General features: G+C 64.5%; 14 protein-coding genes. 11 read left to right on the top strand and 3 right to left on the bottom strand.

Annotated elements, in window-relative coordinates; all coding sequences use genetic code 11:
- Window positions 1-37 precede the first annotated feature (37 nt).
- Window positions 38-1,051 carry an aldolase/citrate lyase family protein gene (locus VSR34_RS08010; RefSeq protein WP_028229785.1) on the bottom strand — a complete coding sequence of 338 codons (1,014 nt, stop codon included), beginning with the start codon at window positions 1,049-1,051 and terminating at the stop codon, window positions 38-40.
- Between the two features lie 164 nt (window positions 1,052-1,215).
- Window positions 1,216-2,202: a malate dehydrogenase gene (locus VSR34_RS08005; RefSeq protein WP_342962274.1), complete on the bottom strand. Its 987-nt coding sequence runs from the start codon at window positions 2,200-2,202 to the stop codon at window positions 1,216-1,218.
- 601 nt (window positions 2,203-2,803) lie between these two features.
- Between VSR34_RS08005 and VSR34_RS08000 the strand changes: the two genes are divergently transcribed.
- The 9 genes from VSR34_RS08000 (at window position 2,804) to VSR34_RS07960 (ending at window position 10,575) form a co-directional block, all read left to right on the top strand.
- On the top strand, window positions 2,804-3,601 hold the full coding sequence (locus VSR34_RS08000; RefSeq protein ID WP_062880697.1) for a GntR family transcriptional regulator: 798 nt from the start codon (window positions 2,804-2,806) through the stop codon (window positions 3,599-3,601).
- Window positions 3,602-3,751: 150 nt separating this feature from the next.
- Window positions 3,752-4,168 (top strand): succinate dehydrogenase, cytochrome b556 subunit, encoded by a 417-nt coding sequence (sdhC, locus tag VSR34_RS07995; RefSeq protein ID WP_028229786.1) that lies wholly within the window; start codon window positions 3,752-3,754, stop codon window positions 4,166-4,168.
- Between the two features lie 3 nt (window positions 4,169-4,171).
- Complete coding sequence (gene sdhD, locus VSR34_RS07990) at window positions 4,172-4,540, top strand: succinate dehydrogenase, hydrophobic membrane anchor protein (protein ID WP_028211096.1); 369 nt, start codon at window positions 4,172-4,174, stop codon at window positions 4,538-4,540.
- Between the two features lie 4 nt (window positions 4,541-4,544).
- Entirely contained in the window at window positions 4,545-6,320 is a 1,776-nt protein-coding gene (sdhA, locus tag VSR34_RS07985) for a succinate dehydrogenase flavoprotein subunit (RefSeq protein ID WP_028211095.1), read from the top strand.
- 28 nt (window positions 6,321-6,348) lie between these two features.
- The gene (locus tag VSR34_RS07980; RefSeq protein WP_028211094.1) at window positions 6,349-7,050 is read left to right on the top strand and encodes a succinate dehydrogenase iron-sulfur subunit; all 702 of its coding nucleotides are present in this window, start codon (window positions 6,349-6,351) and stop codon (window positions 7,048-7,050) included.
- Window positions 7,051-7,065: 15 nt separating this feature from the next.
- The gene (locus tag VSR34_RS07975) at window positions 7,066-7,332 is read left to right on the top strand and encodes a succinate dehydrogenase assembly factor 2 (protein ID WP_028211093.1); all 267 of its coding nucleotides are present in this window, start codon (window positions 7,066-7,068) and stop codon (window positions 7,330-7,332) included.
- Window positions 7,333-7,452: 120 nt separating this feature from the next.
- The gene (gltA, locus tag VSR34_RS07970; RefSeq protein WP_028211092.1) at window positions 7,453-8,754 is read left to right on the top strand and encodes a citrate synthase; all 1,302 of its coding nucleotides are present in this window, start codon (window positions 7,453-7,455) and stop codon (window positions 8,752-8,754) included.
- Between the two features lie 273 nt (window positions 8,755-9,027).
- Entirely contained in the window at window positions 9,028-9,876 is an 849-nt protein-coding gene (locus VSR34_RS07965) for an alpha/beta hydrolase (protein ID WP_042287936.1), read from the top strand.
- A gap of 213 nt (window positions 9,877-10,089) precedes the next feature.
- Entirely contained in the window at window positions 10,090-10,575 is a 486-nt protein-coding gene (locus VSR34_RS07960; protein WP_342962273.1) for a hypothetical protein, read from the top strand.
- A 50-nt stretch (window positions 10,576-10,625) separates the two neighbouring features.
- Here VSR34_RS07960 and VSR34_RS07955 read toward each other — a convergent pair whose 3' ends face one another.
- A complete protein-coding gene (locus VSR34_RS07955) occupies window positions 10,626-11,561 on the bottom strand; it encodes a MipA/OmpV family protein (protein ID WP_028211091.1) in 936 nt (311 codons plus the stop codon).
- A 650-nt stretch (window positions 11,562-12,211) separates the two neighbouring features.
- On the opposite strand from VSR34_RS07955, the gene leuC reads away from it, so the two are divergent.
- Window positions 12,212-13,621, top strand: coding sequence for a 3-isopropylmalate dehydratase large subunit (gene leuC / locus VSR34_RS07950; protein ID WP_028229789.1), 1,410 nt, complete (start codon window positions 12,212-12,214; stop codon window positions 13,619-13,621).
- A gap of 18 nt (window positions 13,622-13,639) precedes the next feature.
- Window positions 13,640-14,290, top strand: a complete 651-nt coding sequence (leuD, locus tag VSR34_RS07945) for a 3-isopropylmalate dehydratase small subunit (protein WP_342962272.1) — start codon at window positions 13,640-13,642, stop codon at window positions 14,288-14,290.
- The last annotated feature ends 17 nt before the right edge of the window (window positions 14,291-14,307 follow it).

The following is a 14,307-nucleotide window of genomic DNA, read 5'->3' as shown; positions in this document are numbered from 1 at the left end:
CGTTGAAAACGTTTTCGCTGCCGGCGTGCCTCGCGCTTCAGGCCTGTTCCCGGGTCAGTTCGCCAGGGGCGAAGAGGGGGGCGGCTTCGGGCGGCACGGCGCGGCCCGTGGTGCGCGCGCGGCGCAGGACGGACCAGTAATAGCGGTAGCTCGCGCGGTCGTGCAGCGTATCGCCGTGGCGCGTCGGACCCCATTGCGCGTGCTGCGCGGCCAGCAGGATTTCGGCGGCCAGCGCGATTTCTTCGTCGCGCGGCGCGAACGCGGCCACGATCGCGGGAATCTGCGCCGGGTGAATGCTCCACATGCGCGTGTAGCCGAACTCGTTGCGCGCGCGGCGCGCGTCGTTCGCCACCACGTCCATGTCGCGCACTTCCGTGCTCACATTATGCGAAGGCACACGGCCGAAGGCGTGGCACGCGGCCGCGATTTCGAGCTTCGCGCGGCGCACGAGCGGGTGATCGAACTGGCCCGGCGAGCGCATGGCCGTGTCGGGAATTGCGCCGTCGTGCGCGGAGACAAAGTCCATCAGCCCAAAGCTCAGCGCCTCGACGCCGCGCAGCGCGGCGAGGTCGAACACGCGCGCGAGCGCGCCATGCGTTTCCACGAGCAGCTGAACGGGAATTGGCTTGTCGATGCCCAACTCGACGCGCGTGGCTTCGATGAACGACGTCATTTCGGCGGCGTCGCCCACGGCGCGTATCTTGGGGAGCGTGATGAACGCCGGCGCGCGCTTCGCGGCGCGCAGGATCAGGCGCACGTCGTCGCGCCAGTGCCGGTGATGGAAATCGTGGATGCGCACGCCCACGCGGCCGAAGCGGTCGTGTTCGCCGCCGATGAGCGAAGCCACGAGCTCCGCGTGCTCGGCCTCGCGGCCGACCTGCGCGCCGTCTTCGCAGTCGAGCGTGATGTCGAAGACCGGGCCGAGCTGCTGCTGCAGCGCCAGCGATTTCAGCATCAGCTTCTCGCTGCCCGCGTAGTGGTCGCATGCGGGCAGGATGGCGGGCGGCGCTTCGCCGTCAAACAGCACTTCCGCTGGGAGGATGGCGCGCATCTTCGGCGTCGGTATTCGAGTGTTGTAAGGGGAGACCGGATTCGGATGCGTCCTGCCGGCAAGCCAGTCTGGGCAAGGCGCATGCGGATCGGGGGCGCGCAGCCCGGGCCGCGCGCATGAAGCGGAACGAGCCTGAATCGCTCGTTCCGTTCGTCCCGGCTGGCTTACTTGCCGAGCAGGTGAGCCACGCCTTCGCGCTCTTCGAGCAGCTCATTGAGCGTGCCGTCCATCTTCTCGCGCGAGAACGCGTCGATTTCGAGGCCTTCCACGCGCTTGTACTCGCCGTTTTCGCAGGTCACCGGCACGCCGTAGATGATGTCTTCGGGGATGCCGTACGAGCCGTCCGACGGGATGCCCATCGTGACCCACTTGCCGTTCGTGCCGAGGACCCAGTCACGCACGTGGTCGATCGCCGCGTTGGCCGCCGAAGCCGCCGACGAGAGGCCGCGCGCTTCGATGATCGCCGCGCCGCGCTTGCCGACGGTCGGGATGAACGTGTTGCGGTTCCATTCGTCGTCGTTGATCAGCGCGTTGAGCGACTGGCCGTCGACGGTGGCGAAACGGTAATCGGGGTACATCGTCGGCGAGTGGTTGCCCCACACGGCGAGCTTCTCGATCGAAGCGACCGGCTTGCCCGACTTGGCGGCCAGTTGCGAGAGCGCGCGGTTGTGGTCCAGACGCAGCATGGCGGTGAAGTTCTTCTTCGGCAGGTCCGGAGCCGACTTCATGGCGATGTAGGCGTTCGTGTTGGCCGGGTTGCCGACGACCAGCACCTTCACGTCGCGGCTGGCGACGTCGTTGAGCGCCTTGCCCTGCACCGTGAAGATTTCGGCGTTGGCCGAGAGCAGATCCTTACGCTCCATGCCCTTCGAACGGGGACGCGCGCCAACCAGCAGGGCGACGTCGGCGTCCTTGAACGCGACCTTCGGGTCGTCGGTGATGACAACGCCCGCGAGCAGCGGGAATGCGCAGTCGTCCAGTTCCATCACGACGCCCTTGACGGCGGCTTGCGCCTGGGGCAGGTCGAGCAGTTGCAGGATGACGGGCTGATCCTTGCCGAGCAGGTCGCCATTCGCGATGCGGAACAGCAGGGAGTAAGCGATCTGACCTGCGGCGCCGGTGACGGCAACGCGCTTTGCGGGCTTAGCCATTGAAAATCTCCAGGAAGGTGCGTTAGACGCCAGGGTAAAACGCCATTCTATATGCGCGATACACGAAGCGTAGGTGAAACAGGCGGTCTTTACAGCTTGCGTGCGCACCTCACCGGACCTGCGCCAACTGCCGAGCCGTGACGCGCGCGCCGCCCGCACGGACCGCCGTGCCGGTAACCATCTGCAACAAGGCAAGAGATGTACGGGGCGCCCTTCGAGGGACGCCGGGCGCTGGCCGCTTCGCGTGTGCCGACTCCAGCAACAGCTCGCTCGGGCTCTCCCACAGACGCGCGGCGCGCATTGAGTCACGCTAACCGGCCAGGCGGATCAAACCTCTACTGCGTTTACTGCGTGGGGGACAGCATGGTGCAAGGCGGCCTGCGGCGCATTCGCCACGGGGTGGATGCAGCCGGCGGCTTCTCCGTTTCCAGCCGCTTGCGGGGCCGGAAACCGGTCTGCAGCCCGCCCGCAAACCCTTGCTCGCTCGGCAGTGTAGGAGCCGTCAGGGTCAAAGTCAACAGTATCTTATGTCTTATATAAGACATAACTATTGCGGCCAAAATGCTTGATGCCCAGGGGGCTTTATGTTGAAATGCGCGCCATGAGTGCGAACCCGGCCAGCAACGCAAATTCCACCGCTCCCGAGAGCGGGGCTCAAGCGTCCGCGTCCGCCGTCCCGCCATCCGCGACTTTCAGCCCCCTCTATCAGCAGATCAAGGGGCTGATTACGCAGAGCCTCGAGTCGGGCGAATGGAAGCCCGGCGAAATCATCCCCAGCGAAGTCGAACTGGCCGCCCGCTACAAGGTGAGCCAGGGGACGGTGCGCAAGGCGATCGACGAACTGGCGGCCGACAATCTGCTGGTGCGCCGCCAGGGCAAGGGTACGTTTGTTGCGACGCACAACGAAGAGCGCGCCCAGTTTCGCTTCCTGAGGTTACTCGCTGATGACGGCGCGGAGCACCCGCACGTGAGCAAGCTGCTCGACTGCCGCCGCCTGCGCGCCTCGGCCGAGATCGCGCGCCAGCTCGACCTCAAGCCGTCCGACCCGGTGGTGCTGATCCGGCGTCTTCTGCAGTTCGACGGCGAAAGCACCGTGCTCGACGAGATCTGGCTGCCCGGCGGCGTGTTCCGCGGGCTCACGAGCGAGCGCCTCGCCGAATACAAGGGGCCGCTCTACGCGATGTTCGAGACGGAGTTCGGCACGCGCATGATTCGCGCGACGGAAAAGATCCGCGCGGTGGCCGCCGATCCCGCGGTGGCCGATCTGCTCAAGGTGCCGGCAGGTTTTCCGCTGCTGTCGGTCGAGCGGGTGTCCTATACCTATGGGGACCGGCCGGTCGAAGTGCGCCGCGGATGGTATGTCACAACCGGGTACTACTATCAGAACGATTTGAGTTGACGGGCGGCCGCGCAAAAGGCGCGGAGCCCTTCCCCAGAGTGCCTTTGCTTGCGCGCACCACGAGCCTTGCCCGGCGTGGATTTCGCTGCAGCGCGTTATGAAAAGGCGCTAAAATTGCGAGTTAGTGTTAACACATAGTAGGGGTCTAGCATGGCAGAAGCCGCAAAAAAACCGAGGCCGGAATACCGGAACATCGGGCTTGGGCAGATATTGTTCGCATACCGCCTGCCGCTGGCCGGTCGTGTGTCGATCGGCCACCGCATCAGCGGTGCGTTGTTGTTCCTGTTCCTGCCTTTCATCTTGTTCCTGTTGGACCAGAGCCTCACTTCGGAGCTGAGCTTCGAGGTATTCAAGGGCTTCCTCTCCAACATCATCGTCAAGCTCATCGTGCTGGTCCTCGGGTGGGCGTTCCTGTTTCACTTCTGCGCCGGCGTGCGTCACCTGTGCATGGATTTTAGCCATGACCTCGTGAACAAGGAAAAAGGCAAGACGACCTCCCTCGTCGTCGTGATCATCTCCACGGTCCTCACGATCGCCTTCGCGGCAAAACTCTTCGGAGCGTTCTAAAAAATGTCGGCTAACAACGGTATCGGTCCGAAGCGCCTCGTCGTGGGCGCTCACTACGGCATCCGCGACTGGATCGCACAACGCGCCACCGCCGTGATCATGGCGGTCTACACGATCGTGCTGCTCGTCCTGTTCTTCGGCGCGCACGACTTCTCGTACGAAGGCTGGGCCTCGATCTTCGCCGCGCAGTGGATGAAGCTCGCCACGTTCGTCACCTTCGTCGCGCTGTTCTACCACGCGTGGGTCGGCGTGCGCGACATCTGGATGGACTACATCAAGCCGGTCGGCCTGCGCATCACGCTGGACGTCCTCACGATCGCATGGCTGCTGGGCAGCCTCGGCTACGCCGCTCAGATTCTCTGGAGAGTGTAAAAGAATGGCTGCAATCAAGAATTCTCTGCCGCGTCGCAAGTTCGACGTGGTCATCGTCGGCGCAGGCGGCTCGGGGATGCGCGCTTCGCTGCAACTCGCGCGCGCCGGCCTGTCGGTTTGCGTGCTCTCGAAGGTGTTTCCCACGCGTTCGCACACGGTGGCGGCGCAGGGCGGCATCGGCGCCTCGCTCGGCAACATGAGCGAAGACAACTGGCACTACCACTTCTACGACACGATCAAGGGTTCCGACTGGCTCGGCGACCAGGACGCGATCGAGTTCATGTGCCGTGAAGCGCCGAACGCCGTGTACGAGCTCGAGCACTTCGGCATGCCGTTCGACCGCAACGCCGACGGCACGATCTATCAGCGCCCGTTCGGCGGCCACACGGCCAACTACGGCGAGAAGCCGGTCCAGCGCGCCTGTGCCGCTGCTGACCGTACCGGCCACGCGCTGCTGCACACGCTGTACCAGCAGAACGTCGCGGCGAAGACCACGTTCTTCGTCGAATGGATGGCGCTCGACCTGATCCGCGACGCCGATGGCGACGTGCTCGGCGTGACCGCGCTCGAAATGGAAACGGGCGACGTCTACATCCTCGAAGGCAAGACCACGCTGTTCGCCACGGGCGGCGCGGGCCGCATCTTCGCGGCATCGACCAACGCGTTCATCAACACCGGTGACGGCCTCGGCATGGCGGCCCGCTCGGGCATCGCGCTGCAGGACATGGAGTTCTGGCAGTTCCACCCGACCGGCGTGGCCGGCGCGGGCGTGCTGATCACGGAAGGCGTGCGCGGCGAAGGCGGCATTCTGCGCAACTCGAACGGCGAGCGCTTCATGGAGCGTTACGCGCCGACCCTGAAGGACCTCGCACCGCGCGACTTCGTCTCGCGTTCGATGGACCAGGAAATCAAGGAAGGCCGCGGCGTGGGTCCGAACAAGGATCACGTGCTGCTCGACCTCTCGCACATCGGCGCTGAGACGATCATGAAGCGTCTGCCGTCGATCCGCGAAATCGCGCTGAAGTTCGCGAACGTCGACTGCATCAAGGAGCCGATCCCGGTCGTGCCGACCATCCACTACCAGATGGGCGGCATCCCGACGAACATCCACGGTCAGGTCGTGGGCACGCCGAAGGGCCACGAAGAAGTCGTGAACGGCTTCTACGCCGTGGGCGAGTGCTCGTGCGTTTCCGTGCACGGCGCGAACCGCCTCGGCACGAACTCGCTGCTCGACCTCGTGGTGTTCGGCCGTGCGGCCGGCAACCACATCGTCAAGCACGTCAAGGAACTGCGCGATCACAAGCCGCTGCCGGCCGACGCCGCCGACTTCTCGCTCTCGCGCCTTGCCGAACTCGACAAGTCGACCTCGGGCGAGTACGCGCAAAGCGTCGCGAACGACATCCGCGGCACGATGCAGAAGCACGCTGGCGTGTTCCGCACCTCGAAGCTGCTGGCGGAAGGTGTGCAGGAAATCGCGCAGGTTGCAGAACGCGCGAAGCACATCCACCTGAAGGACAAGTCGAAGGTGTTCAACACGGCGCGCGTGGAAGCGCTCGAAGTGGCGAACCTCATTGAAGTTGCGCGCGCAACGATGGTTTCGGCTGAAGCCCGCAAGGAAAGCCGTGGTGCGCACGCTCAGAGCGACTTCGAACACCGCGACGACGAAAACTGGCTGCGCCATACGCTCTGGTTCAGCGAAGGTGACCGACTCGATTACAAGCCGGTCCACATGCAACCGCTGACCGTCGAGTCCGTGCCGCCGAAGGCGCGTACGTTCTAAGGCACAAGCCAGTCAAAAGGAATCGGAAATGGCCAAACGTATTTTTGAAGTCTACCGCTACGATCCGGACAAGGACGCAGCGCCGCGCATGCAGACGTACGAGCTGGACCTCACGCACGAGCGCATGCTGCTCGACGCGCTGGTGAAGCTCAAGGAAGTGGACGAGACGCTGTCGTTCCGCCGTTCGTGCCGTGAAGGCGTGTGCGGTTCGGACGCCATGAACATCAACGGCAAGAACGGTCTGGCGTGTCTCACGAACCTGAACGACCTGCCCGCGAAGATCGTGCTGCGTCCGCTGCCGGGCCTGCCCGTCGTGCGCGACCTGATCTGCGACTTCACGCAGTTCTTCAACCAGTACCACTCGATCAAGCCGTTCCTGATCAACGACACGCCGCCGCCCGAGAAGGAGCGTCTGCAGTCGCCGGAGCAGCGTGACGAGCTCGATGGTCTGTACGAGTGTATTCTGTGCGCAAGCTGCTCGACCTCGTGCCCGAGCTTCTGGTGGAACCCGGACAAGTTCGTCGGCCCGGCAGGCCTCCTGCAGGCTTACCGCTTCATCGCGGACAGCCGCGACGAGGCGACCGGCGAGCGCCTCGATAACCTCGAGGATCCGTATCGTCTGTTCCGTTGCCATACGATCATGAACTGCGTCGACGTTTGCCCGAAGGGCCTGAACCCGACCAAGGCGATCGGCAAGATCAAGGAACTGATGTTCCGCCGCGCGGTTTGATGCTGCTGTCCGAAAATGGAATCGCACCAGTCTGACCCCCATCGCCGCGCGCGCCTTCGCTGGCGCGCGCGGCGCGGCCTGCTCGAAAACGATCTGATTTTCGAGCGGTTTTTCGAGCGCTATGAGCATGATCTCAGCGACGCCGACGTGGGCGCACTCACGCGCCTGCTGGAGCTGAGCGATAACGACCTGATGGACTTGCTGCTCGCGCGCAAGGAACCAGAAGGCGACCTGGCCGACCCGGACGTGAAGCGGGTGCTGGAGCTGCTTCGGAACGTCTGAGTGCCGTGGCGTCCGCCGCCGCAGTTGTGCCGCAGTTGTCCAGCTGTGCATGAGTGCGGGCGCCGCGCCGGACGTGCAAAACTATCGAATCCCGTGTTTATCTTCGATTGAGGATGTGCTATGACCCCGTCTGATGTAAAAGCCACGCTATCGTTCAGCGACAATTCGCCGAGCGTCGAACTGCCGATCTACCAGGGCTCGATGGGCCCGGATGTGATCGACATCCGCAAACTGTACGGTCAGACCGGCAAGTTCACGTATGACCCGGGCTTCATGTCGACGGCGTCGTGCAACTCGGCGATCACGTACATCGACGGGGACAAGGGCGAGCTGCTCTATCGCGGCTACCCGATCGACAACCTCGCGCAAAACGCCGACTTCCTCGAAACCTGCTACCTGCTGTACCGGGGCGAACTGCCGAACGCGGCGCAGAAGGCGGAGTTCGTGAAGACCGTCACGCAGCACACGATGGTTCACGAGCAGATGCAGTTCTTCTTCCGCGGCTTCCGCCGCGACGCGCACCCGATGGCGATCCTCGTCGCCGCGGTCGGCGCGCTGTCGGCCTTTTATCACGACTCGCTCGACATCAACAACGCGAAGCACCGTGAAGTTTCGGCGATCCGCATGATCGCGAAGCTGCCGACGCTCGTCGCCATGGCGTACAAGTATTCGATCGGCCAGCCGTTCGTGTACCCGCAGAACAACCTGTCGTACAGCGCGAACTTCATGCGCATGATGTTCTCGAACCCGTGCGAAGAGTACAAGGTCAACGACGTGCTCGTGCGCGCGCTCGACCGCATCCTCATCCTGCACGCCGACCACGAGCAGAACGCGTCGACGTCGACGGTTCGTCTCGCGGGTTCGTCGGGTGCGAATCCGTTCGCATGTATCGCCGCGGGTATCGCGTGTCTGTGGGGCCCGGCGCACGGCGGCGCGAACGAAGCCGCGCTGAACATGCTGGAAGAAATCGGCTCGCCGGACAAGATTCCTGAGTTCATCAAGCAGGTGAAGGACAAGAACTCGGGCGTGAAGCTGATGGGCTTCGGCCACCGCGTGTACAAGAACTACGACCCGCGTGCGAAGCTCATGCGCGAGACGTGCTACGAAGTGCTGAACGAACTCGGCCTGCACGACGATCCGCTGTTCAAGCTCGCCATGCAGCTCGAAAAGATCGCACTCGAAGACGAATATTTCGTGTCGCGCAAGCTCTACCCGAACGTCGACTTCTACTCGGGCATCGTGCAGCGCGCGCTGGGTATCCCGACCTCGATGTTCACCTGCATCTTCGCGATGGCGCGCACCATCGGCTGGATCGCGCAGTGGAACGAAATGATCGGCGACGCCGAGCAGAAGATCGGCCGTCCGCGCCAGCTCTTCATTGGCGAAACGCCGCGCGAAGCGAAGCCGATCGCGCAACGCTAAGCCGCTACTACTGCGGCACGCAGCGCGCGTTTTGCGCGTTGCGCGCCAGCGGGAATAGAAACGCCCCGACGGGTTACGACACGTCGGGGCGTTTTCCTTTTCCTTTTCCTGTCGGGCGCGCCTGTGCGCGTGCTCACGCTGCTTTTCCGCACGCCGGAACCGCGCGATCGCGGCGAGTCCGCATGGCCATTACCTCCGACGTAATCGCCAGCGGGCACCGCATCACGGATCATGGCGCTCACGCACTCAACCCAGGCGCAAGGAGCGACGACCATGGCACGCGACACCCTCAACGCCCGCCAACCGGGCTACATCCGCATCGACGACGACACCGCATTGCACTTTAGCGACTGGGGCGATGGCGCGCCGCTCGTGTTCCTTTCGGGCTGGACGCTCGACGCCGACATGTGGAACTATCAACGCGCGCCGCTCGCGGCCGCGGGCTTTCGCTGCGTGGCGTACGACCGCCGCGGGCACGGCCGTTCGAGCGACCCTGGGCGCGGCTACGACTACGACACGCTCGCCGACGACCTCGAAGCCGTACTCGACGCACGCAGCCTCGCGCGCGTGACGCTGGTCGGCCATTCGTTCGCGAGCGGGGAGATCGTGCGCTATTTGAGCCGCCACGGCTCGCGCCGCGTGGCGGGCATCGTGCTGGTGTCCCCGGCGTCGACGCCATACCTGCTCAAGACCGCCGACAATCCCGCAGGGCTCGATGCGAGCCTCTTCGAAGCCTCGATCGCCGAGATGTGCGCTTCATTCCCCGACTGGATCGAACGACGCGCCGAGGCCTACTTCAGCCCCGGCACTTCGCGCACGGCCATTCAGTGGACAGCAGACATGATGCTGCGCACGTCGTTCTTCGCGGCAATACAGCTACCCCGCGTGCAGATGGCCACCGATTTTCGCCGCGAACTGGCCGCGATCGACGTGCCCGCTCTCGTGTTGCACGGCGATTGCGATGCCTCGGCGCCGCTCGCGATCACCGGGGCTCCCACTGCTGCCGCACTCGCGCGCGCAACGCTGAAAGTCTACGAAGGCGGCACGCATGGCATGTACTTCAACCACGCGGCACGCGTGACCGAAGATATACGCGCGTTCGTCACGCACTGGCAGGCATGAAGCGCCCGGCCGCCGCGCAGCGGCAATACGCGGTAATCGGGGCACGGGCAATGCACCCGCCACGAAAGGAATAGCGCCTCGATGCCCTTCGTTTTGCAGATGACACGCTAGCCGCGCGAACGAAGGCGCGTGCAAGGCGTAACGATGGAGTCTTCACGGCCTTGGCGTGCAGCCCGCGCGCCGCGCGGCCGGTCCATCGCGAGGGGCGACATCATGCGCAAACTTCTCGCCTTCAATGTGCTGGCCTGCCTGCTGGGCGCCTGCTCGGTGCCGGTTGCGTCGCAGCAGCCCGCAGACGGGTCTTATTACCCGCCACCCGCATGCCGCACCGTCACCGGCACCGCCGAGATCGACGGCGCGCCGCAACTGATCAGCGGCCTCGCGTGCCTGCAGCCCGACGGCACCTGGCAGATCGTGCAGAGTAACGACGGTACGCTGGTCTACCCGGCGGCATGGACCGACTCGACCACCTGGTACGCCGGACCGTGGTACGGCTGGTGGCCGCCCGTGTTCGTGGGCGGCTCGTTAGTGTTCATCGACCGCTTTCATCATTTTCATCACATGGATCATGTCCATCCCGGCGGCCCTCACATGCATCCGGTTTCGGGCATGCATGGTGGCTTCCACGGCGGGCACGGCGGCGTCTGGAACGGCATGGGCCACGCCGGCGGCATGGGAAGCGGCGGCCCACATCGCTGAAGGCGCCGCATATCCAGTTAGTTCTGTTTTGCGGCAGGCTAGCCGGTTCGCTAGAACTGATAGTTGATCGACACGTCGCAAACGCCGCCCGTCTTCGTCCGGATGACGGGGCTGTTCGTGGCGCTGCCGAGCAGCCGCTTGATGGCGCCGTCGGCGCTCACGAACCAGTGATCGTTGATGAAGTAGACCATCGTGATGCCGAAGCCGGCCGACTTGAGGCCCGCGCTCGCGTTGTATTGACGGTAGCCCGATGCGGCCGACTGCTGCGGCGTCACGCCGAACCAGCTCTGCATGTAGTTCGAGTCGGCGAACGTGACCGAGGGGCCCGCGAACCAGTAGAACGTCTCATTGCTGCCCGGCAGCGGCATGTAGGCGCCGAGGTCGGCAGTCCAGCCGTTCGAGCCGCCAAAACTGCGCGTGAAGGCGGCGCGGAACACGAGCGGAAAGTCCTTCGAAATCACATACTCGCCCGCGATCTTCATTTCGGGCGCCGGGTTGATATTGCCCATGCCGTGCAGCCGCGTCGGATCGTCCTGGCCGCGCCGGCCGAGGTCGTAGGCCGCGGCGACGCTCACGCGCCAGTTCTGTCCCTGCAGCACGTTCACGCCGAAGCCCTCGCCGGTCGAGCCGAACAGGATGTCCTTGTAGCGGATGTCGATGCTCGGCCCGACCATCGTGTGATAACGGTTCGATCCGTCGTAGCGCGGCTGGAAGGCCGCGCCCACGCCGATCTGCGCCTCGAGGTCTGGGCGGTTCGGCTCGAACAGCTTTTCGAGCGGGATGCCTGCGGAGTATTGCCATTCGCCGAGCGGCGAGGGCGTTTGCGCCTCGGCGCGCGGTGCGAGCGCGGCGAGGGCGCACGTTGCCACAGCGAGTGGCGCGCGCCGGGTCGCGAGGAAGGCGATGGGCGAGGCCCGCGAGCGGCGCGACGCCGTTGCGTTCGTTCTTCTTGTTCGCGTGTGCGCGGTGCGGATTGCGAGTGGCATGGAGCCTCCGTGTTTGCCGGGTCGGCCGCGGCGTTGTTCGTTAGTGTTATGGAACCACAAAGTGGAACTTCCTGTGGCCGAGCCTGCCACGCAAACCTTATGCCTGTTTTTTCAGTGGTCCACCCAAGCGACGTGGAGGGATCTGTCGCGCAAGGCAGGGAATCGGCGAGAAATAGTCAGTATGACTATGTAATAACGTTGGCCTCCCGCCTTGACTCATGCCGCACCGGCGGCAGTTCGCCGACATCCTTGCCTCGCGGCGCCTCTTTTGGGATTAAACCCTTGCGCCAGATTGCCGTTAGACAGGTATGGACGTCGGTCGAGCGGCCCCCCCTGTGTCGCGAGATTCGAAGCCCATGTCGCTCCGCCACTCACAGCGGTAGTCACCATGCGCCGGTCGCCGTTCGGGCCGGCGCATCTCTTTTTGTCCCGGCGTCCGGTCGCCCGAGCACCCTGGCGGCAAGCTTGCCCGTCTTCGCGCGTAGCGGCATGCCGCTCGACGGGTAACGCTGATACAGGTATCGCGACTACCACCCAACTCCCTGTTTTTTATCGCTTTTTTCTCTGCTGGATCTGTGGTGGCCGGGCTTCGCGTGGCATAATCGGTACACATCTGTATTGCCCCGCAGTCATACATTTCCCCGCACATCATGGCAAAGACGCTCTACGACAAATTGTGGGACTCGCATGTGGTCCACACGGAAGACGACGGCACGACGCTCCTCTATATCGACCGTCATCTGCTGCACGAAGTCACCAGCCCGCAGGCTTTCGAAGGTCTGAAGCTGCACGAGCGCCCGGTGTGGCGCATCAGCGCGAACCTGGCCGTGTCCGACCACAACGTGCCCACGACCGACCGCAGCCACGGCATCGCCGACCCGGTCTCGAAGCTGCAGGTGGACACGCTCGATTCGAATTGCGACTCCTACGGCATCACGCAGTTCAAGATGAACGACCAGCGCCAGGGCATCGTGCACATCGTCGGTCCGGAACAGGGCGCGACGCTGCCGGGCATGACGATCGTCTGCGGCGACTCGCACACCTCCACGCACGGCGCGTTCGGCGCGCTGGCGCACGGCATCGGCACCTCGGAAGTCGAGCACGTGCTGGCCACGCAAACGCTCCTGCAGAAGAAAAGCAAGAACATGCTCGTGAAGGTCGAGGGCCAGTTGCCGCGCGGCTGCACGGCGAAGGACATCGTGCTCGCCATCATCGGCAAGATCGGCACGGCGGGCGGCACGGGCTACGCTATGGAGTTCGGCGGCTCGATGATCCGCGGCCTCACGATGGAAGGCCGCATGACCGTCTGCAACATGGCGATCGAAGCCGGCGCGCGCGCGGGCATGGTCGCCGTGGACGAGACCACGATCGAGTATCTGAAGGGCCGTCCGTTCTCGCCGCAAGGCGCAGAGTGGGAGCAGGCCGTCGCGTACTGGAAGGAGTTCCGCTCCGACGAAGGCGCGCATTTCGACCGCGTGGTCGAGCTTGGCGCCGCCGACATCGTCCCGCAGGTCACGTGGGGCACGTCGCCGGAAATGGTCACGGCCGTGGACAGCCGCGTGCCCGACCCCGAGCGCGAGAAGGACCCGGTCAAGCGCGACGCGATGGAACGCGCGCTGCAGTACATGGCGCTCGAGCCGAACACGCCGATCGAGTCGATCAAGCCGGACAAGATTTTCATCGGCTCGTGCACGAACGCGCGCATCGAAGACCTGCGCTCCGCCGCTTACGTCGTGAAGAAGCTGGGCCGCCGCGTGGCGCCGAACATCCGCCTCGCGATGGTCGTGCCGGGCTCGGGTCTCGTGAAGGCGCAAGCCGAGCGCGAAGGCCTCGACAAGGTGTTCACCGAAGCGGGCTTCGAATGGCGCGAGCCGGGCTGCTCGATGTGCCTCGCGATGAATGCCGACCGGCTGGAGCCGGGCGAGCGCTGCGCGTCCACGTCGAACCGCAACTTCGAAGGCCGCCAGGGCGCGGGCGGGCGCACGCACCTCGTGAGCCCGGCGATGGCCGCCGCAGCGGCGATCGAGGGCCATTTCGTCGACATTCGCAAGCTGGGGTAAGGCTCAGGATCACGGATCATGGAAAAATTCATCGTACACACCGGCGTCGTGGCGCCGCTCGATCGCGAGAATGTCGATACCGACGCGATCATCCCCAAGCAGTTCCTCAAGTCGATCAAGCGCACCGGCTTCGGCCCGAACGCCTTCGACGAATGGCGTTACCTCGATCACGGCGAGCCGGGCCAGGACAACTCGAAGCGTCCGCTCAATCCGGACTTCGTGCTGAACCAGCCGCGCTACAAGGGCGCATCGGTGCTGCTCGCGCGCAAGAACTTCGGCTGCGGCAGCTCGCGCGAGCACGCGCCGTGGGCGCTCGATCAGTACGGGTTCCGCGCGATCATCGCGCCGAGCTTCGCGGACATCTTCTATAACAACTGCTTCAAGAACGGGCTGCTGCCGATCGTGCTTCCCGAGTCGGACGTCGATCACCTGTTCAACGAAACGTACGCGTTCAACGGCTTCCAGCTCACGGTCGATCTGGAGAAGCAGGTCGTGCGCACGATCGACGGCTCGAAGGAATATCCGTTCGAAGTCGCGGCGTTCCGCCGTTACTGCCTGCTGAATGGCTTCGACGACATCGGTCTCACGCTGCGTCACGCCGACAAGATCCGCCAGTACGAAGCCGAGCGCCTCGCGCGCCAGCCGTGGCTCAACAACCGCGTGCTCTGAGCAGCACACTGAAAAGC

Origin of the sequence: Paraburkholderia sp. JHI2823 (assembly GCF_038900695.1) — a bacterium.
Taxonomy (GTDB): domain Bacteria; phylum Pseudomonadota; class Gammaproteobacteria; order Burkholderiales; family Burkholderiaceae; genus Paraburkholderia; species Paraburkholderia mimosarum.
This window is presented reverse-complemented; position numbering and strand designations above follow the sequence as displayed.

What these genes read in the sequence shown, in the direction of transcription:
- VSR34_RS08010 (WP_028229785.1), bottom strand. Translation starts at nt 1,051, where the DNA reads ATGCGCGCCATCCTCCCAGCGGAAGTGCTGTTTGACGGCGAAGCGCCG.
- VSR34_RS08005 (WP_342962274.1), bottom strand. Translation starts at nt 2,202, where the DNA reads ATGGCTAAGCCCGCAAAGCGCGTTGCCGTCACCGGCGCCGCAGGTCAG.
- VSR34_RS08000 (WP_062880697.1), top strand. Translation starts at nt 2,804, where the DNA reads ATGAGTGCGAACCCGGCCAGCAACGCAAATTCCACCGCTCCCGAGAGC.
- sdhC (WP_028229786.1), top strand. Translation starts at nt 3,752, where the DNA reads ATGGCAGAAGCCGCAAAAAAACCGAGGCCGGAATACCGGAACATCGGG.
- sdhD (WP_028211096.1), top strand. Translation starts at nt 4,172, where the DNA reads ATGTCGGCTAACAACGGTATCGGTCCGAAGCGCCTCGTCGTGGGCGCT.
- sdhA (WP_028211095.1), top strand. Translation starts at nt 4,545, where the DNA reads ATGGCTGCAATCAAGAATTCTCTGCCGCGTCGCAAGTTCGACGTGGTC.
- VSR34_RS07980 (WP_028211094.1), top strand. Translation starts at nt 6,349, where the DNA reads ATGGCCAAACGTATTTTTGAAGTCTACCGCTACGATCCGGACAAGGAC.
- VSR34_RS07975 (WP_028211093.1), top strand. Translation starts at nt 7,066, where the DNA reads ATGGAATCGCACCAGTCTGACCCCCATCGCCGCGCGCGCCTTCGCTGG.
- gltA (WP_028211092.1), top strand. Translation starts at nt 7,453, where the DNA reads ATGACCCCGTCTGATGTAAAAGCCACGCTATCGTTCAGCGACAATTCG.
- VSR34_RS07965 (WP_042287936.1), top strand. Translation starts at nt 9,028, where the DNA reads ATGGCACGCGACACCCTCAACGCCCGCCAACCGGGCTACATCCGCATC.
- VSR34_RS07960 (WP_342962273.1), top strand. Translation starts at nt 10,090, where the DNA reads ATGCGCAAACTTCTCGCCTTCAATGTGCTGGCCTGCCTGCTGGGCGCC.
- VSR34_RS07955 (WP_028211091.1), bottom strand. Translation starts at nt 11,561, where the DNA reads ATGCCACTCGCAATCCGCACCGCGCACACGCGAACAAGAAGAACGAAC.
- leuC (WP_028229789.1), top strand. Translation starts at nt 12,212, where the DNA reads ATGGCAAAGACGCTCTACGACAAATTGTGGGACTCGCATGTGGTCCAC.
- leuD (WP_342962272.1), top strand. Translation starts at nt 13,640, where the DNA reads ATGGAAAAATTCATCGTACACACCGGCGTCGTGGCGCCGCTCGATCGC.